We start from the raw sequence: 16,264 nt of genomic DNA on the forward strand, positions 1-16,264 counted from the left end.
CCGCGACCAATTGTGGGCGAGGCGGTGCAACCTTTGGAGGGAAGGGGCGTTCGCGTTCTAGTTGAGCGTCACCCCTGAAAGGTCCTGCCCGAGATGATTGATAAACGCATGCAGGCAACCCTGATGGCCGCATTGTTGCTCGTCATCGGGATCGCTGCCTGGCCAACATATGCTGCCGAGCCAGCCTTCAAGAATGCCCGGCTGATCGGACGGTTTCTCGACGCCGGCGATCAGGCGGCTTTCGAGTGGCCCGGCAGCGCGATCGAGTTCGCGTTCGCGGGCAGTTGGCTGGACGTCGTGCTCGACGATCGCGGCAAGAACAGCCTGGTGCTGGATGTCGACGGCAAACTGTCCCGGATCGATCTGAAGAAAGGCTCCAACACCTACCGTCTCGTCGCGACGCAGGGCGCGGATCGCCACTCCGTCCGGCTCGTGCGCCGTACCGAGGCGTTTTTCGGAACCACCACTCTCAAGGATGTGCGCACCGATGGCACGCTTCTGCGGCCTGTGCCGAAGAAGCGCAGCCTGTTGGTGATCGGCGACTCGATTTCCGTCGGTTACGGCATCGAGGGCAAGGACGCGAAATGCAAGTTCAGCGCCGATACGGAAAATCAGTACCTGACCTATGCCGCGATCGCGGCGCGACGCTACGATGCGGACGTAATCACCTTGGCCGCTTCGGGAAAGGGGCTCGTTCGCAACTTTCAGGGAGCCAAGGGGCGCACAATGGCGGATTTGTACGACCGGGTTCTGCCCTCGCGGCGGGATCGCGAAGCGCTGCCCAAAACCGACGTCATCATCGTTCATCTCGGGACGAACGATTTCAGCGGCGGCGCCCGGCCCGCCAATTTTGCCGCCAGCTATGCCGAATTGCTGGCGAAACTGCGCGCCAATGCACCTGATGCGATGATCTACGCCGGGTTCGGGCCATCGCTAACGGGGGAGAACCTCGCCGCGGCGGACAAGGCGGTGGACGACGTGGTCAAGCAGCGGCGTGACGCCGGCGACAGCAAGACGGCGATGATCCGCTTCACCGAACCGCCTGGGGCATCGTTGCGCGGCTGCGACTGGCATCCCAACGAGGCCGGCCAGCAACGCATGGCCAATCAGCTTGGGGACAGGATCGAGGCGGACCTCGGCTGGACGCAAGCCCGATGAAGGCAGCATCCGCTGCTGGCTTGCAAGACGCCGCCGGGCCGGCGCGCGTGCGGACCATCCAATCCAAACTGCTCGGCCTGCAGGTGCTGCGGTTTGCGGCTGCCTTTTTCGTGGTCCTGTTCCATCTTGGCGTCGGCTTGCAGATCGAATTTGGAAACCGGACCAACATCTTTCACAACGGGGCGATTGGGGTCGACATCTTCTTCGTCATCAGCGGCTTCATCATCGCCTACACGACCGATCCCCAAAAAGGCGTGCTGTATTTCGTCAGACGTCGGCTTATGCGCATCGTCCCACTCTACTGGACACTGACGGCGGGCATTGCGGTCCTGGCCACGCTGAAGCCCGGTCTGCTGAATTCGACCGCGATCGACGGCGAGACCTTGATCAAGTCCCTGTTCTTCGTCCCGTTCGCAAAAGCGAATGGAGCCGTGCAGCCGATCCTGTTTCTGGGTTGGACGCTGAATTATGAGATGTTCTTCTACGGCATCTATGCCGCGTGCCTGGCGTTCGGCCTGTGCAGCCCGCTCGTGCCGGCCGCAATCATCGTGCTTCTCGTCGCCGCCACGAGCCTCGTGAAGCTGGATTACGTCCCGTGGCGGTTCTACACCAGTCCTTTGATGCTCGAATTCGTGCTCGGCATCGGCCTTTATCTTCTTTACAGGCGCAGCCCCGCGATCTTTCGTGGGCGCTCGCTGCCGATATTCCTCGTGTTCGTGGCGGCTATGGCGTTGCGCGCGCCGCTGCTCGAGATCCATTGGCTGGTGGCCAACGGCATTCCGGCGGTGCTGCTGGTCGCCGCCGTCCTGCCATGGGCGCCGGCCCCGACGCCAATCGTCCTGTTCATGGTTCTGCTGGGGAACGTGTCCTATTCGCTCTATCTCTCGCACCCTTACGTGCTTCAACTCGCCGTCAAACTGATGCCGGACCATGCGGGAGCCGCCACGCAGATCCTGCTGGGCGGTGCCGCCTGCGTGCTTTCAGTCGCCCTCTCGATCGTGTTGTACTTTACGATCGAACGGCCGGCGCAGCTTGCTGCGCCTGTCCCGAAGCGTCGATGACAAGGTTCGCTGCTACCAAGGGGTCTTCTCGCCGGGCGCGGCCGGCTCGATCGCCAGCGCGTGCACGCCGGCCTTCAGTTCGTCGGCAAGCAGCTGGTTGACGGCGCGGTGGCGGTCGATGCGGCTCATGCCGGCAAATTCCGGGGAGACGATGCGGACACGGAAATGCGTCTCGCCGGTGCCGTCGAACACGGCCTCGTGGCCCGACTCGACGTGATGGTGGCCGGCGTGAAGGTGGCTTTCGTTGATGACGGAGAGCCTCTCCGGCGAAAATGCCGCCTTCAGCTTGTTTTCCATCGTCGACTGTATGGACATCGGGGCTTCCCTTCACCACATCTGCGGCACTGCCGCAAAATCTGCATTTTCGACCGCTTTTAAGCCGCGATTCAGCGGTTAGGGCGATCATCGGCGAAATGTCAATTCTTGTTTCGCACTAGCGAACAGCCCATAAATGGGTGAGATGAAACCGTATCCCAAATATTTCGAGAAAATCCGTATCCGGCCGGAAAAGGACGCGGAGCTGAAGTCGCGCGCCCCGATCTGCCAGTGGGACGGTTGCAGCGAGGCCGGCACGCATCGCGCGCCGGTCGGACGCCTAAAGGAGGGCGAGTATTTCCGCTTCTGCTTCGATCACGTGCGTGAATACAACAAGAGCTTCAATTACTTCTCGGGCGTGTCGGACAGCGAGATCGCCCGCTTCCAGAAGGAGGCGCTGACCGGCCATCGGCCGACCTGGCGCATGGGCGCCAATGGCGGCGGAATGCGTTCGGCGCCCGATTTCGCGCAGCTCCGTTCGGGACGCGCCGGCTACTACAATCGCATGCGCGACCCCTTCAACCTGTTCGGCGGCGGCTCGCGGGAGGTGCGCGAGCGCAAGGCAAAGCCGCTTGAGGCCAAGGCGCTGGAAACGCTTGGCCTTGATACAAAGGCGACTGGCAAGGATATCAAGGCGCGCTATAAGGAACTCGTAAAGCGCCACCATCCGGATGCGAATGGCGGCGACAGAGGTTCGGAAGACCGGTTCCGCGATGTGCTGCAGGCCTATCGCGTGCTCAAGCAAGCAGGATTGTGCTGAGCGGCCCTACGGTCCGTGTCGTTTTCCAACTTTCATAAGGTTGGAAAAGGCTCTAAGACCGCCCCCGGACAAAATCGATTGCCGGCGAAACGCGGCGTTTCGCCCGTGGAGACGTTGATAGTGATGAACAAGGTCGATCGCGACATCGCCAACCTGCCGGACACGACGGTGTCGGTGAAGGAGAAGTTCGGCTTCGATTCCAAGATGGTGGTTCCCGCCTATTCGGTCTCGACCGAGCATGTGCCCGACATCGACCCGGACTATCTGTTCGACAAGGCGACGACCTTGGCGATCCTCGCCGGCTTCGCCTACAACCGCCGTGTCATGGTGTCCGGCTATCACGGCACCGGCAAGTCGACCCATATCGAGCAGGTCGCCGCGCGGCTCAACTGGCCCTGCGTGCGCGTCAACCTCGACAGCCATGTCAGCCGTATCGACCTCGTCGGCAAGGACGCCATCGTCGTCAAGGAAGGCCTGCAGATCACCGAGTTCCGCGACGGCATCCTGCCCTGGGCCTATCAGCACAATGTAGCGCTCTGCTTCGACGAATACGACGCCGGCCGCCCGGACGTGATGTTCGTCATCCAGCGCGTGCTGGAATCGTCGGGCCGGCTGACGCTGCTCGACCAGAGCCGGGTCATCCGCCCGCATCCGGCCTTCCGGCTGTTCGCCACCGCCAACACGGTCGGCCTCGGCGACACCACCGGCCTCTATCACGGCACGCAGCAGATCAACCAGGCGCAGATGGACCGCTGGTCGATCGTCACCACGCTCAACTACTTGCCGCATGACAATGAGGTGAGCATCGTGCTGGCCAAGGCCAAGCACTATCGCGACAACAAGGGCAAGGAGATCGTCAACAAGATGGTGCGCGTCGCCGACATGACGCGCTCGGCCTTCATCAATGGCGACCTGTCGACGGTGATGAGCCCGCGCACCGTCATCACCTGGGCCGAGAATGCCGAGATCTTCGGCGACATCGGCATGGCGTTCCGGCTGACCTTCCTCAACAAGTGCGACGAGCTCGAACGTTCGGTGGTCGCCGAATTCTATCAGCGCGCCTTCGGCGAGGATCTGCCGGAGAGCGCCGCCAACGTGGTGCTGGGGTAGGCGCGTGCCGGAAGGCTTGGCCTTTCGGACCAAAACGCGCAGGGAATGATCGATGGCGGGTCCGGGCGACAACACGCGCAACAAGCCGAAGAACGGGTCTGAAGCGGACAGCTTCAAGCGCGCCGTCACCGTCTGCATGCGCGCCGTCGCCGGCGACAAGGACCTCGAGGTAAGCTTCGCCAAGGACCGGCCGGCGCTGGCCGGGAATCGCGCCCGCCTGCCCGAACTGCCGAAAAAGGCTTCCCGCAACGACATCGCGATCACCCGCGGCATCGGCGATTCCATGGCGCTGAAGCGCGCCTGCCATGACGCGCGCGTCCACGCGAAGCTGGCGCCGGAAGGTAAGCTCGCGCGGGCGATCTTCGATGCCGTCGAACAGGCGCGTGTCGAGGCGATCGGCAGCCGCGCCATGCAGGGCGTTGCCGACAATATCGGCTCCATGCTCGAGGACAAATACGCAAGGGCAAACCTCGTCGACGTCAAGGACAAGGCCGACGCGCCGCTCGAGGAGGCGGTGGCACTGATGGTGCGCGAGAAGCTCACCGGCCGCCCAGTGCCGAAGAGCGGCGAGCGGCTGGTCGATCTGTGGCGCCCCTGGGTCGAGGAAAAGGCCAGCGGCGATCTCGACGGCCTGTCGGCCAAGCTCGACGACCAGCAGGCTTTCGCGCGCGTCGTGCGCGACATGCTCGTCTCCATGGAAATGGCCGAGGAGCTCGGCGACGACCAGGAGACGGAGGACTCCGAGGACAACGAAGAGGACGAGCAGCAGGGCGAAGAGCAGAGCGAGGAAGGCGGCGAGGACGATTCCGGCTCGGAGCAGTCGCAGTCGGAGGACGCCGAAGCTTCGGCCGATGAGGAGGAGTCCGCCGAGACGGAAGCGACGGACGCCACATCCGACGACCTCTCCGACGAGGACGATTCCGACGCCGAGACGCCTGGCGAGGCACGCCGCAACGACAATCCGTTCCTCAACCTGCCGAAGGAGATCGACTACAAGGTCTTCACCACCGCCTTCGACGAGACGGTCGGCGCCGAGGACCTGTGCGAGGAAGAGGAGCTCGACCGGCTGCGAGCCTTTCTCGACAAGCAGCTCGCCAATCTCTCCGGCGTCGTCGGGCGCCTGGCCAACCGGCTGCAGCGCCGCCTGATGGCGCAGCAGAACCGCTCCTGGGATTTCGACCTGGAGGAGGGCTATCTCGATCCGGCGCGGCTGGTCCGTGTCGTCATCGATCCGATGCAGCCGCTCTCCTTCAAACAGGAGCGCGACACCAAGTTCCGCGACACGGTGGTGTCGCTGGTGCTCGACAATTCGGGCTCGATGCGCGGTCGACCGATCACGGTGGCCGCGACCTGCGCCGACATTCTGGCGCGCACGCTGGAGCGCTGCGGCGTTTCGGTGGAAATCCTCGGCTTCACCACCCGCGCCTGGAAGGGCGGGCAGGCACGCGAGAAATGGCTGAAGGACGGCAAGCCGCCGAATCCCGGCCGGCTCAACGATCTGCGCCACATCATCTACAAGTCCGCCGACCATCCGTGGCGGCGCGCGCGCCGCAATCTCGGCCTGATGATGCGCGAGGGCCTGCTCAAGGAGAACATCGACGGCGAGGCGCTGCTGTGGGCGCACAACCGGCTGATCGGCCGGCCGGAGCAGCGCAAGATCCTGATGATGATCTCGGACGGCGCGCCGGTCGACGATTCCACCTTGTCGGTCAATCCCGGCAACTATCTGGAGCGCCACCTGCGCGCGGTGATCGACCTCATCGAGACGCGCTCGCCGGTCGAATTGCTCGCCATCGGCATCGGCCACGACGTGACCCGCTACTACCGGCGCGCCGTCACCATCGTCGATGCCGAGGAACTGGCGGGCGCCATGACCGAGCAACTGGCCTCGCTGTTCGACGAGGAGAGTGCGCGCGACATGCGCCGCGGCGGCTTGCGGCGCGCCGGATGATCTTTTCGCGAGGCGGGATCCGGCGGACGGTTTTCGCCTGCACGCTGATCTGCGCGGTGGTTTCGCCGGCGATTGCGGCCCAGCGAGCTCCGGTCGAGGCGATAGGGATTTCGGCGCGACCGATCACCGAGTTCCGCGTCGGCCGCGACCAGAAACAGTTCGGGCCGCTCGAGTTCGTCGGCGGGCTGGAGATGACCTCGCCGTCGCGCGATTTCGGCGCGCTGTCGGCGCTTCGCTTTCTCAAGCCCGGCAGCGATTTCATCGGCGTCGCCGACACCGGCTTCTGGTTCTTCGGCACCATCACCCATGATGCCGACAAGCGCCCGTCGGGCGTGTCGAATTTCCGCATGCAGCAGATGGTCGACGCCTCTGGCCAGCCGATCGACGAGAAATGGGAGGTCGACGCCGAAGGCCTCGCCGTCAAGGACGGCATCGCCACGGTCGGTTTCGAGCGCGAGCAGCGCGTCGTCCAGTTCAAGATCGAGCCGGACAATATGAAGGCGCCGTTCAAGACGCTCGACTATCTGGTTCCGGCCAGGGAGCTGCGCCAGAACCGCGGCTTCGAGACGGTCACGCATGCCAATCCTTACGGCCAGCATCAGGGTGGCCTGGTCGTGGTGTCGGAAAAGAGCCTCGACAAGGCCGGCAACATCTATGCGGCAATCATCGAGGGACCGAAGAAGGGCGTCTTCACCGTCAAGCGCAAGGGCGATTTCGACATCACCGACGGCGCCTTCCTGCCGGATGGCGACCTGCTTCTACTCGAACGCAGTTTCTCGATGGCGCGCGGGATGAAGATGCGGCTGAGGCGCATTTACGGCGAAAGCGTCGAGCGGGACGCGGTCGCCGACGGCCCGGTGCTGTTGGAAGCCGACATGGGCTACCAGATCGACAATATGGAAGGGCTCGACGTCTGGACCCGCGCCGACGGCGCGCTGATGGTGTCGCTGGTGTCGGACGACAACCACTCGATCCTGCAGCGGAACCTTTATCTGGAATTCATCCTGCATCAGGACTGAACAGCGCTCAGTTTCCGTTTCAGGCAGTACCTGAAATCATCAGCGGACCTTGTAGATCTCGACCGGCTTGTTCGCCGTCGTGCTGTCCAATTCCAGCCAGTCGGGGACGTCTCGCTTCAGCAGCCGCGCGGCGAGGCCCGTGGGAGCCTCGACGGCGAGCGACAGCTCTTCCGAATTGCCGCGGCATATGGCGACCAGCCCGACATGTTCACGTTGGACGACGGCGAGGGCCGCGTCCGGCGTTCCCATGAAGGCGTCAAGCATGGCGAGGTTGCCGGCGACATTGCGATGATAGGGGCCGGCCAATGCCCGGTGGCCGGTAAACATCACTATGGCGGAGCCGAGATTGGAAGACGCAAGTACCGTCGTCGCCGGCATGGCGGCAAGATCGCTGAAGTCTTCGGCCTTACCGCAGGTCAGCGCATGATCCGCGTCGGAATTGATGCCCGTGGGCGCCCTCTGGACCACGGACTGCGCCGCGACAGCGACGCCGGCCCAGGTCGCGTTGAGCGACACCAGCCATGCCGCCGCGATGCGGGTGGAGACGCGCCATGACTGGGCGGCGGCGTTTGCCTGCAGGCGAATCCCGGCGATCCAGGTCGAGAGCGGCAGCACCGCGAAGGCGACCGAGAAGGTCGAGCCGCGCACCTGCCAGAGGCTGACGACGAAAGCGACGATCAGCGATGCGGCGGCAAGGACTTCCTCACGGCGCAGGCGGCGGCCGCGCAGCTGAAGGCCGATCAAGAGGATCGCGATGAACGGCGTCACATAGCGCGCCGCCATCAGCTTCGGCTGATTGACGGCGACGCTGAGGAAGGGCTGCGCTTCGACGACGTCGTTCAGCCAATAGGTGCGGACGCGCTCGTCCATGCCGGCATAGGGCGATGCCAGGCATTGCGGGAAGAAGACGATCGCAACGGCCGCGACCGCCAACGCCAAAGCCGACATCCAGACAAACCGCTTCCTGGCCGTCGACGGTCCGGACAGGCCGGCAATCGCCGCCAGGCCGAAGCCGGACAGCGCCGCTATGACAAATTGGAAGGCCGAGAAGGCATCGCACTGGGCTACGCCCCAGGCCGATGGCGGTATGGTGGCGACAACGACGACCGAGGCCATTGCGGCAAATCCGATGCCGAAGCCGCGCGCGGTCTGGCGCTCCCGTTCGTCAAGGATGAAGAGCACGGCGGCACAGGCGCCAAGCGTGGCCACATAAAGCGCGGTCTCCATGCCGACGGCAAGGGTGAGGCCAGCGCACAGGCCGGACAGGAGGGCCGCGGGCCGCCAGAAGGGAGCCTCCATCAAAAGGTAAAGGCTGGCCGCCGTCAAAAGGAGCTGGACATTGTGGTGGTCGAGGGTGCCGGGGTTGAAAATGCCGAGAAAGAACAGCGCCGCGGTCGCCAGCACCACCGATGGCATCGCTACGTCCGCGCCGGCGAAACGCCGCGAGGCACGCAGGATGACGAATATGGTCAGTCCATAAAGCGAGAGCGGCCAGATGATCTGCGCGGCTCTTTCAGCGGCTGCCGTGCTGGTGCCCAGCGCCTGGAAGGCAAGGATGATCAGCGCGATCGGCGTGTCGACCAGCCGCGACCAGTGCATGACGAAGCCGCCCGCGAGGCCCATCCGGTACTGGTGAAGATCGAACCAGCTCTGCCCCGCCAAAAGGTCGCGAACCTCGACCAGCCTCAGCATGCTGTCGTTGTCGGCGCCAAGGTCCGCGATCGTCGGGAAGCCGGAGACCGCATTGATCGCCAACACGACCAGCATCGCGCAGAGCGCGAGCAGGAGATCATGTTTCCAACCGGTGCCCTGGATGGCCATGCCGTCGCGATGTCCTGGATCGTTTTCGTGATCCTGCATCATCGGCCGTAACAAAGCGTAAAGGCGTTGGCGATGGCCGGCGCTAACGCGCGTCGCGTTGGAACGGATTCAAGCGATGCGCTCTGTCTCTGTTTTGATGCGTGTCGTTCTCCCAAACCGCTGTGCACTTTTGGGCGACCCGCATTGGGGGATCAGCGTTCGTTGGCCGCGATCCAGATCACGTGGCGGGCACCGCGCTTGCCGTTGGCGCGCGTGTTGATCTCCTCGACCACGAAGCTGGCCTGCTTCAGCCGCCGCGTGAAGCCGCTGTCCGGTCCCTGCGACCAGACCGCCAGCACGCCGCCGGGTCTCAACGCGGCGCGCGCGGCTGCGAGGCCGGCCGCGCTATAGAGCGAGTCATTGCCCTTGTAGACGATACCTTCGGGACCATTGTCGACGTCGAGCAGGATGGCGTCCCAAGCGGCTGCGTCCGTCTTTATCAGTTGACCGACGTCAGCCTCGCGAATGGTGACGCGGGGATCGTCGAGGCAGCCGTCGAAAATCCCGGCCATCGGGCCGCGTGCCCAGGCGACGACTTCGGGGACAAGTTCTGCGACGGTGACGGCCGCGTCTCCATCAAGCGCCGCGAGAGCGGCGCGCAAGGTGAAGCCCATGCCGAGCCCACCGATGAGGAGTCTTGGCTGCTTGCGGCCAGCGATCCGTTCGCAGGAAAGTCTGGCGAGCGCCTCCTCGGAGCCGCTCAGGCGGCTGTTCATCAGCTCGTTGGTGCCCAGCATGATCGAGAATTCATTGCCGCGCCGTTTCAGGCGAAGCTCCTGAGCGCCATCGGGCGTGCGGGCTGAAGCAAGCTGAACCCAGGGGATCACGGTTTCGAGCCTATTCCATCCCGATGGAATCGGGATGGGGCTCGATCTGCCAGTCCGAGCATGATCTTTTCCAAAAACCGGATTCCACTTTTGGGATCATGCTTTTAGACCGCGACTGCCGGCTGGCTCCAGCGGGCGGCGAGCAGCCGGTAGGGGATCAGCGCCACCACCGCGATGATCAGCTTGACCGACAGGTCGCCCAGTGCCCAGGAGACCCAGCGCATCGTCTCGACCGGCAGCACGCCCATCAGCGGCGCCGTCTCCAGCGCGAAGCTGTCGTTCGGCCCGATAAAGGCGAAGGCGGCGGAGAAGGCGACGCCGAAGAAAACGACGGTATCGAAGATAGAACCGGCCAGGGTGCCGACGATCGGCGCACGCCACCAGCTCTGCCGGCGCAGCCGGTTGAACACGGTCACGTCGAGCAGTTGCGCGGTGAGGAAAGCGGCGCCGGAAGCTGCCGCGATGCGCACCAGCCGGTCGGCGGCGGTCTCGAATTCGATCAGGCCGTGACGGAACAGGAAGGGCGGAACGAGGATCGAGCAGGTCACCGCCGTCATGAAGCCGACGAACACCACCTTGCGCGCCACGGCGGGACCGTAGCGGCGGTTGGCAAGGTCGGTGACTAGGAAGGAGAAGGGATAGGTGAAGGCGCCCCAGGTGAGCAGGTCGGCCAGCGACAGGCCGCCGATCTGACCTTGCATAGGGAACTGGACGAGGATGTTCGACGCCACGACGACAAGCGCCATGGCGGCCACGAAGGGCAGGTATCGTGTGAGGAAGTTCATTTTTTTATCCTGGGTAATGGAACCAGCTGAGCGTCCGAGCGGACGCTCGCTCTGTTTGAGAACCGGATTGATCGAAGGCCGCGTCGCGGCCTTCGGTCCGGTGCTCGAGGCGGTCGCCCCGCCCCCAAAAGGCGCGTCAGGCGGCCGACTGCTCGGCCAGCTTCTTGGCGATCTGCTTCTTCAATAGGCGGGCGCGCTGCGACAGTTCCTTGGCGTCGGCCTTGGCCAGGAACGCGTCGAGACCGCCGCGATGCTCGACCGAACGCAGCGCGTTGGCCGAAATGCGCAGGCGCACGTTCTGGTTCAGCACTTCGGAAATCAGCGTCACATTGACCAGGTTCGGCAGGAAGCGACGCTTGGTCTTGTTGTTGGCATGGCTCACATTGTTGCCGGTCTGGACTGCCTTGGCAGTGAGCTCGCAGGTACGGGACATCTTGTCTAACCTTCAGTTCTAGACCTGCCAAACCATTCTGCCCGCGCCAGGCGGCGCGCGGTCTCGGTCAGGCGGCCTTTGGAAAAGTTGGCGTTCCATAGTTGCATTTCGCCACTACGTCAAGCTCCGGCACGTGCGCTGCGACATGGCGCGCTCCATATAAAGGTCGGATTTCGCCCTATATGCCCTTCGCGAAGGGATTGCCAGGCTGGAACCATTGCATTTCCGGCCAGTATCAAGGACTCGCCGCCCGCCATGCTTCGACCATCCTACGCCCTTGCCGCGCTGCTTGCCGTCGCCGTGCCGTCGACAGGCGTCGCCGCGGCCGCGCCGCAAGCCTTCAAAGGCGAATATACCGTCTCCTTCCTCGGCCTTTCGGTCGCCAGGGCGACGTTTTCGAGCCGTTACGACGGCGACACCTATGCCATCAACGGCACGGTCTCAGCCGCCGGCATCGCCAAGCTGTTCGACGACACGAAAGGCACGATTTCGTCCAAAGGCACGATTTCGGGCCAGCAGATGCGGCCGCAGGCCTTCAGGGCCGATTACACTTCCGGCAAGAAGGCCTCGGCGGTCGACATACGCTTCGCCAATGGCGGGGTCGCTTCGACGAAGGTCGTCCCGGAGCCAGGCAAGCGCGATCCGAAGAGCTGGGTGCCGGTCGGCGACGGCGATCTGAAATCGGTGCTCGATCCGATGGCGGCGACCGTCATCCACGCCGACAGCCTGGACAAGGTCTGCGGGCGGACCGTCAAGTTCTACGATGGCGAGATGCGCGCCAACCTGTCGCTGACCTACGCCTCGAAAGGCTCGATCTCGGTGCCCGGCTACAAGGGCGACACCGTCACCTGCAAGATGGGCTTCGAGCCGGTGGCGGGCTACCGCAAGGGGCGCAAGGCGCTGGAGTTCCTCAAGAACAAGAGCCGCATGATGGTGACATTTGCACCGCTCGGCCAATCCGGCGTATATGCGCCGATCCGCGCCACGGTCGGGACCCAGATCGGTCCGCTGACCATCAGCGCGAGACGGTTCGAAGCCGTCGAGTAAGTTTGTTTTACGCAATTCCTGACGGGAAAGTCGCAGCACGCTTTCCTGGAATTGCTCTTTGTTTTGCGCAATTCCGAACGGAAAACCGTTACACACTTTTCCTGGAATTGCTTTAGAGGCGCCCCTGCGCGCCGCCGGGGGGAATTCATGGGGCGCGCAACACTGATCGGCTTCTCGGCGGTTGCCATGTGGGCGCTGCTCGCATTGCTCACCAACGCCTCCGGGCAGGTGCCGCCATTCCTTTTGTCGGCCATCACCTTCGCCATCGGCACCTGCGTCGGGCTTGCCGCCAGGCTGGTCATGCCTGCTCCCGACAAGAGCCGGAAGATTCCGCCGCAGGTGTGGCTGATCGGGATTGCCGGCCTGTTCGGCTACCATTTCTTCTACTTCACGGCGCTGCGCAACGCGCCGGCGGTCGAGGCAAGTCTGATCGCCTATCTGTGGCCGCTCTTGATCGTGCTCGGCTCGGCGCTGATGCCGGGCGAGCGGCTGGCCTGGAACCATGTCGTCGGCGCGCTGCTCGGCCTTGCCGGCACTTTCCTCATCGTCACCAAGGGCGGCGGACTCGCCTTCGACGCGCGCTACGCCTTCGGCTATGCGATGGCGGGCGTCTGCGCGCTTTTGTGGTCGTCCTACTCGCTCTTGTCGCGGCGCTTCCCATCGGTGCCGACCTCGATCGTCACCTGGTTCTGCGCCGCGACGTCGGTGCTCTCGTTCGTCTGCCACCTGTTGCTCGAAAAGACCGTGCTGCCGGACGGTCCGGGCCAGTGGCTGGCGGTCGTCGGGCTCGGCCTGATGCCGGTCGGCGCCGCCTTCTACGCCTGGGACATTGGCGTCAAGCGCGGCAACATCCAGGTGCTGGGGGCGGCAAGCTATGCCGCGCCGCTTTTATCGACGCTGGTGCTGATCGCCGCGGGCGTGGCCGAGCCGTCATTGCGCATCCTCGCGGCCTGCGTGCTCATAACCGGCGGGGCGGCGCTCGCCGCGAAGTCGCTCTTGCTGCGCAAGCCGGCGACCGGCGGAGCAAGCGCATGATGCCGTTTCCGGGCGGCATCGACGCCAATCCGAATGCGACGCTTCTGTTCTCGGTCGCCGCCGCCGCGATCTATGCCCTGGCGCTCGAACTGTCGCCCCGCATCGCCCGTTCCGCCGCCAAGACTCTGGCCGTAGGCTTGCTGGCGGCGCTCGCCGTCATGCAGGGCGGTCCGCTGCTGCTCGTCGCGGCGCTGGCGCTCAGCTCGGTCGGCGACGCGTTCCTGTCGCGCGACGGCGAGAAGGCCTTCCTTGGCGGGCTGGCGAGCTTCCTCGTCGCGCATGTCGCCTACGTCGCCCTGTTCCTGGAGGTGGGTGGCGGGATCGGACTGCTCAGCACGGAACCGTGGCGCGGCGCGGTCGCGCTGGCGATGGCTGTGTTCGTCGTCGTGATGCTCGCCACGCTGTGGCGCCGCGTCGGCCCACCCTTGCGTATCTCGATCGCCGTCTATGTCGCGGCGATCCTTGCCATGGGCATTGCGGCGCTCACCACGAGCTATCCCTGGGTCGTTGCCGGCGCGGTGCTGTTCATGGCCTCGGACGGGCTGCTGGCGGCGGAGCGCTTCCTGCTTGCCGCGATCTCGCCGCATCGCGTCTGGATGCGCTACGCGGTCTGGGTGCTTTATTATGCAGCCCAGCTGGCGATCACGCTTGGTTTTCTCTTGAGTTAAGCGGTTTTCGGCTGCCAGCCGGGCTCGGCCAACTCGAAGGCGGCGAAGTCGAAGCCAGGCGCCACCGTGCAGCCGACCAGCGTCCATTCGCCGAGGCTGCGCGCCGACTGCCACCAGCCGGCCGGCACGACGATCTGCGGCCGCTCGCCCGCGGCAAGGGCTGTGCCCAGCACCTGTTCGATGACGGCGCCGGCGCCTTCCTCGTGCATGGCGAGCGCCAGCGGCGCGCCGGCATAGAAATGCCAGACCTCAGCCGCGTCCTTCACCCGGTGCCAGGCCGAAAGCTGGCACTGCTCCAAAAGGAAATAGATCGCGGTCGAATGGCCGCGCGGGCCTCCCGAGCCGTCGCGAAAAGTCTCGGCATACCAGCCGCCTTCGGGATGCGGCTGGAGACCCAGCGTTGCGATGATTTCAGCGGCGCCGGTCACGCAGGGAAATCTCTATTCTGATGCATGTCGTTGTCCCAAAACCGCTGCACACTTTTGGGCGACATGCATCAGAAATGGTCCTTGCGCTTGCGGACCTCGGCGAACACCTCTGCGTCGCTCGCTCTCTCCATGCCGAGATGCTTGCGGATCACCGGGTCGTGCCAGCGCAGGAACGGGTTCGTCGACAATTCCTCGCCGATCGTCGTCGGCAGGGTCGGCTTGTTGTCGGCGCGCAGCGCCTCGATCCTGGCGGCGCGCTCCTTCAAGGCCGAATTCGTGGGGTCGACGGTCAGCGCGAAACGGGCGTTGGCTAAAGTATATTCGTGGCCGCAATAGATCACCGTCTCGGCAGGGAGAGCAGCGAGCTTCTTCAGCGATTCGTACATCACGGGCGGCTTGCACTCGAAGATCCGGCCACAGCCCAACGCGAACAGCGTGTCGGCGGTGAAGGCCAATTTCGAGGCCGGCAGATGGTAGGAGACGTGGCCCGCGGTGTGGCCGGGCGTTTCGATGACGTCGATCCTTTCCTCGCCAAGGCGGATGACGGAGCCTTGCTTGACGGTCTCGTCGATGCCTGGGATCTTTGCCTTTTCCGCCTCCGGCCCGACGATGGTGAGCTTGAAGCGCTCCTTCAGCGCCAGATTGGCTTCGACGTGGTCGCCATGATGATGCGTGGTCAGGATCATGGTCGGCGTCCAGCCGGTGCGCTTGACCGCGGCCAGGATCGGAGCTTCCTCCGGAGCGTCGATGATCGCCGTCTGGCCGCTTTCGGGGTCATGGACCAGCACGCCGAAATTGTCGGTGCGGCACATGAACTGTTCGATTTCGACCGGCATCTCGTCGCTCTCCGTTATCGCCGCAGACATAGGGCGGTCAGCCGCCGATGTCATCCGCCTTTGTTGAACTCGGCATTTATCGCGGCTACCGTCCGGCGCATGCATTCGGATATCGTCGACCTCCGCTCCTTCTATTCGACCACGCTCGGCCGCCTGGCCGAACGCGCGATCACCATGGCGCTGTCGTCGATATGGGCAACCGTCCCGAACGAGCGTCTGGTCGGCCTCGGCTATACGCTGCCCTGGCTGGAACGGTTCGGCACCGATGCCGAGCGGGTCTTTGCCTTCATGCCGGCGACGCAGGGGGCGGTGGTGTGGCCCGCGACCGGTCCGACGGCGACGGCGCTGGTCTTCGACGAGGAACTGCCGCTGGTCGATTCCTGCATCGACCGCATGCTGCTCGTGCATTCGCTCGAACATGTCGAAAATCCGCGCGAGACGCTGAACGAGATCTGGCGCGTGCTGTCGCCGGCAGGCAGAGTTGTCATCGTCGTGCCCAACCGGCGCGGCGTCTGGGCGCGCTTCGAGCACACGCCCTTCGGCAACGGCCGGCCGTTCTCGCGCGGGCAGCTCACCGAACTGCTGCGCGAGGCCAATTTCACGCCCGCCGCATGGTCGGACGCGCTGTTCTTCCCGCCGTCGCCGCGACGCTTCATGATGCAGTTCCACAACGTGCTGGAGCGGGCCGGCCGGCGCCTCTGGCCAATCTTTTCCGGCGTCATCGTCGTCGAGGCGCAGAAGCGGCTCTACCAGGGCGTGCCCGTCGCGCAGCGTGCGTCACGCAGGGTCTTCGTGCCGGTGTTCTCGCCGCAGGGCGCGACAACGCTCGGGCGCCAGGCCGCCAGCTCGGTGCCACCGGGCAGGCGGATGACGCGTTCGTGATCGGGGACAAGCCTTGCGCCGCATGGCGATCGTCACCCTATCTCAGGGGCGGGTTCGGGGCGCGGCACCACCGCCGATGATCGCTCCCG

Annotated in this window: 17 protein-coding genes; 10 read left to right on the forward strand and 7 right to left on the reverse strand. The window is 64.6% G+C overall.

What is annotated here, in order from left to right; all coding sequences use genetic code 11:
- Positions 1-108 precede the first annotated feature (108 nt).
- Both QAZ47_RS09130 and QAZ47_RS09135 read left to right on the forward strand, forming a co-directional pair.
- Positions 109-1,158 carry an SGNH/GDSL hydrolase family protein gene (locus tag QAZ47_RS09130; RefSeq protein WP_278233009.1) on the forward strand — a complete coding sequence of 350 codons (1,050 nt, stop codon included), beginning with the start codon at positions 109-111 and terminating at the stop codon, positions 1,156-1,158.
- Positions 1,155-2,219 (forward strand): acyltransferase, encoded by a 1,065-nt coding sequence (locus QAZ47_RS09135; protein WP_278233010.1) that lies wholly within the window; start codon positions 1,155-1,157, stop codon positions 2,217-2,219. The genes QAZ47_RS09130 and QAZ47_RS09135 overlap by 4 nt, the downstream gene beginning before the upstream one ends.
- Positions 2,220-2,231: 12 nt before the next feature.
- Here the strand turns inward: QAZ47_RS09135 and QAZ47_RS09140 are convergent, their stop codons facing one another.
- On the reverse strand, positions 2,232-2,534 hold the full coding sequence (locus QAZ47_RS09140; protein ID WP_278073627.1) for a BolA family protein: 303 nt from the start codon (positions 2,532-2,534) through the stop codon (positions 2,232-2,234).
- A 136-nt stretch (positions 2,535-2,670) separates the two neighbouring features.
- Here QAZ47_RS09140 and QAZ47_RS09145 point away from each other — a divergent pair, with 136 nt between their 5' ends.
- The 4 genes from QAZ47_RS09145 (at position 2,671) to QAZ47_RS09160 (ending at position 7,374) form a co-directional block, all read left to right on the forward strand.
- On the forward strand, positions 2,671-3,294 hold the full coding sequence (locus QAZ47_RS09145; RefSeq protein WP_278206403.1) for a J domain-containing protein: 624 nt from the start codon (positions 2,671-2,673) through the stop codon (positions 3,292-3,294).
- 123 nt (positions 3,295-3,417) lie between these two features.
- Entirely contained in the window at positions 3,418-4,404 is a 987-nt protein-coding gene (gene cobS, locus QAZ47_RS09150) for a cobaltochelatase subunit CobS (RefSeq protein ID WP_278206404.1), read from the forward strand.
- 52 nt (positions 4,405-4,456) lie between these two features.
- Complete coding sequence (gene cobT / locus QAZ47_RS09155; protein ID WP_278206405.1) at positions 4,457-6,355, forward strand: cobaltochelatase subunit CobT; 1,899 nt, start codon at positions 4,457-4,459, stop codon at positions 6,353-6,355.
- A complete protein-coding gene (locus QAZ47_RS09160) occupies positions 6,352-7,374 on the forward strand; it encodes an esterase-like activity of phytase family protein (protein ID WP_278233011.1) in 1,023 nt (340 codons plus the stop codon). Before cobT ends, QAZ47_RS09160 begins: the two co-directional genes overlap by 4 nt.
- Positions 7,375-7,413: 39 nt before the next feature.
- Here QAZ47_RS09160 and QAZ47_RS09165 read toward each other — a convergent pair whose 3' ends face one another.
- From QAZ47_RS09165 to rpmB, 4 genes are all read right to left on the reverse strand, one after another.
- Positions 7,414-9,195, reverse strand: coding sequence for a GtrA family protein (locus QAZ47_RS09165; protein WP_278233012.1), 1,782 nt, complete (start codon positions 9,193-9,195; stop codon positions 7,414-7,416).
- A 191-nt stretch (positions 9,196-9,386) separates the two neighbouring features.
- A complete protein-coding gene (locus QAZ47_RS09170) occupies positions 9,387-10,061 on the reverse strand; it encodes a hypothetical protein (protein ID WP_278206409.1) in 675 nt (224 codons plus the stop codon).
- A gap of 104 nt (positions 10,062-10,165) precedes the next feature.
- Positions 10,166-10,846: a queuosine precursor transporter gene (locus QAZ47_RS09175; RefSeq protein WP_278233013.1), complete on the reverse strand. Its 681-nt coding sequence runs from the start codon at positions 10,844-10,846 to the stop codon at positions 10,166-10,168.
- A gap of 136 nt (positions 10,847-10,982) precedes the next feature.
- Positions 10,983-11,279, reverse strand: coding sequence for a 50S ribosomal protein L28 (rpmB, locus tag QAZ47_RS09180; protein WP_192251560.1), 297 nt, complete (start codon positions 11,277-11,279; stop codon positions 10,983-10,985).
- Positions 11,280-11,534: 255 nt separating this feature from the next.
- Between rpmB and QAZ47_RS09185 the strand changes: the two genes are divergently transcribed.
- The 3 genes from QAZ47_RS09185 to QAZ47_RS09195 all read left to right on the forward strand — a co-directional run bounded on the left by QAZ47_RS09185 (position 11,535) and on the right by QAZ47_RS09195 (position 14,029).
- Positions 11,535-12,326, forward strand: a complete 792-nt coding sequence (locus QAZ47_RS09185) for a DUF3108 domain-containing protein (protein ID WP_278233014.1) — start codon at positions 11,535-11,537, stop codon at positions 12,324-12,326.
- Positions 12,327-12,473: 147 nt separating this feature from the next.
- Positions 12,474-13,361 carry an EamA family transporter gene (locus tag QAZ47_RS09190; RefSeq protein ID WP_278233015.1) on the forward strand — a complete coding sequence of 296 codons (888 nt, stop codon included), beginning with the start codon at positions 12,474-12,476 and terminating at the stop codon, positions 13,359-13,361.
- Positions 13,358-14,029: a lysoplasmalogenase gene (locus QAZ47_RS09195; RefSeq protein ID WP_278233016.1), complete on the forward strand. Its 672-nt coding sequence runs from the start codon at positions 13,358-13,360 to the stop codon at positions 14,027-14,029. The genes QAZ47_RS09190 and QAZ47_RS09195 overlap by 4 nt, the downstream gene beginning before the upstream one ends.
- On the opposite strand, the gene QAZ47_RS09200 is transcribed toward QAZ47_RS09195, so the two are convergent.
- Positions 14,026-14,457, reverse strand: coding sequence for a cupin domain-containing protein (locus tag QAZ47_RS09200; RefSeq protein WP_278233017.1), 432 nt, complete (start codon positions 14,455-14,457; stop codon positions 14,026-14,028). The genes QAZ47_RS09195 and QAZ47_RS09200 overlap by 4 nt on opposite strands.
- A 68-nt stretch (positions 14,458-14,525) precedes the next feature.
- Complete coding sequence (gene gloB, locus QAZ47_RS09205; RefSeq protein ID WP_278233018.1) at positions 14,526-15,293, reverse strand: hydroxyacylglutathione hydrolase; 768 nt, start codon at positions 15,291-15,293, stop codon at positions 14,526-14,528.
- 99 nt (positions 15,294-15,392) lie between these two features.
- Between gloB and QAZ47_RS09210 the strand changes: the two genes are divergently transcribed.
- A complete protein-coding gene (locus QAZ47_RS09210; RefSeq protein ID WP_278206417.1) occupies positions 15,393-16,175 on the forward strand; it encodes a methyltransferase domain-containing protein in 783 nt (260 codons plus the stop codon).
- Positions 16,176-16,264 lie beyond the last annotated feature (89 nt).

The sequence above is a fragment of the Mesorhizobium sp. WSM4904 genome (assembly GCF_029674545.1).
In the GTDB taxonomy this organism is placed as follows: domain Bacteria; phylum Pseudomonadota; class Alphaproteobacteria; order Rhizobiales; family Rhizobiaceae; genus Mesorhizobium.

What these genes read in the sequence shown, in the direction of transcription:
- gloB (WP_278233018.1), bottom strand. Translation starts at nt 15,293, where the DNA reads ATGCCGGTCGAAATCGAACAGTTCATGTGCCGCACCGACAATTTCGGC.
- cobS (WP_278206404.1), top strand. Translation starts at nt 3,418, where the DNA reads ATGAACAAGGTCGATCGCGACATCGCCAACCTGCCGGACACGACGGTG.
- QAZ47_RS09210 (WP_278206417.1), top strand. Translation starts at nt 15,393, where the DNA reads ATGCATTCGGATATCGTCGACCTCCGCTCCTTCTATTCGACCACGCTC.
- QAZ47_RS09185 (WP_278233014.1), top strand. Translation starts at nt 11,535, where the DNA reads ATGCTTCGACCATCCTACGCCCTTGCCGCGCTGCTTGCCGTCGCCGTG.
- QAZ47_RS09135 (WP_278233010.1), top strand. Translation starts at nt 1,155, where the DNA reads ATGAAGGCAGCATCCGCTGCTGGCTTGCAAGACGCCGCCGGGCCGGCG.
- QAZ47_RS09160 (WP_278233011.1), top strand. Translation starts at nt 6,352, where the DNA reads ATGATCTTTTCGCGAGGCGGGATCCGGCGGACGGTTTTCGCCTGCACG.
- QAZ47_RS09165 (WP_278233012.1), bottom strand. Translation starts at nt 9,195, where the DNA reads ATGGCCATCCAGGGCACCGGTTGGAAACATGATCTCCTGCTCGCGCTC.
- QAZ47_RS09145 (WP_278206403.1), top strand. Translation starts at nt 2,671, where the DNA reads ATGGGTGAGATGAAACCGTATCCCAAATATTTCGAGAAAATCCGTATC.
- rpmB (WP_192251560.1), bottom strand. Translation starts at nt 11,279, where the DNA reads ATGTCCCGTACCTGCGAGCTCACTGCCAAGGCAGTCCAGACCGGCAAC.
- QAZ47_RS09175 (WP_278233013.1), bottom strand. Translation starts at nt 10,846, where the DNA reads ATGAACTTCCTCACACGATACCTGCCCTTCGTGGCCGCCATGGCGCTT.
- QAZ47_RS09195 (WP_278233016.1), top strand. Translation starts at nt 13,358, where the DNA reads ATGATGCCGTTTCCGGGCGGCATCGACGCCAATCCGAATGCGACGCTT.
- cobT (WP_278206405.1), top strand. Translation starts at nt 4,457, where the DNA reads ATGGCGGGTCCGGGCGACAACACGCGCAACAAGCCGAAGAACGGGTCT.
- QAZ47_RS09190 (WP_278233015.1), top strand. Translation starts at nt 12,474, where the DNA reads ATGGGGCGCGCAACACTGATCGGCTTCTCGGCGGTTGCCATGTGGGCG.
- QAZ47_RS09130 (WP_278233009.1), top strand. Translation starts at nt 109, where the DNA reads ATGCAGGCAACCCTGATGGCCGCATTGTTGCTCGTCATCGGGATCGCT.
- QAZ47_RS09140 (WP_278073627.1), bottom strand. Translation starts at nt 2,534, where the DNA reads ATGTCCATACAGTCGACGATGGAAAACAAGCTGAAGGCGGCATTTTCG.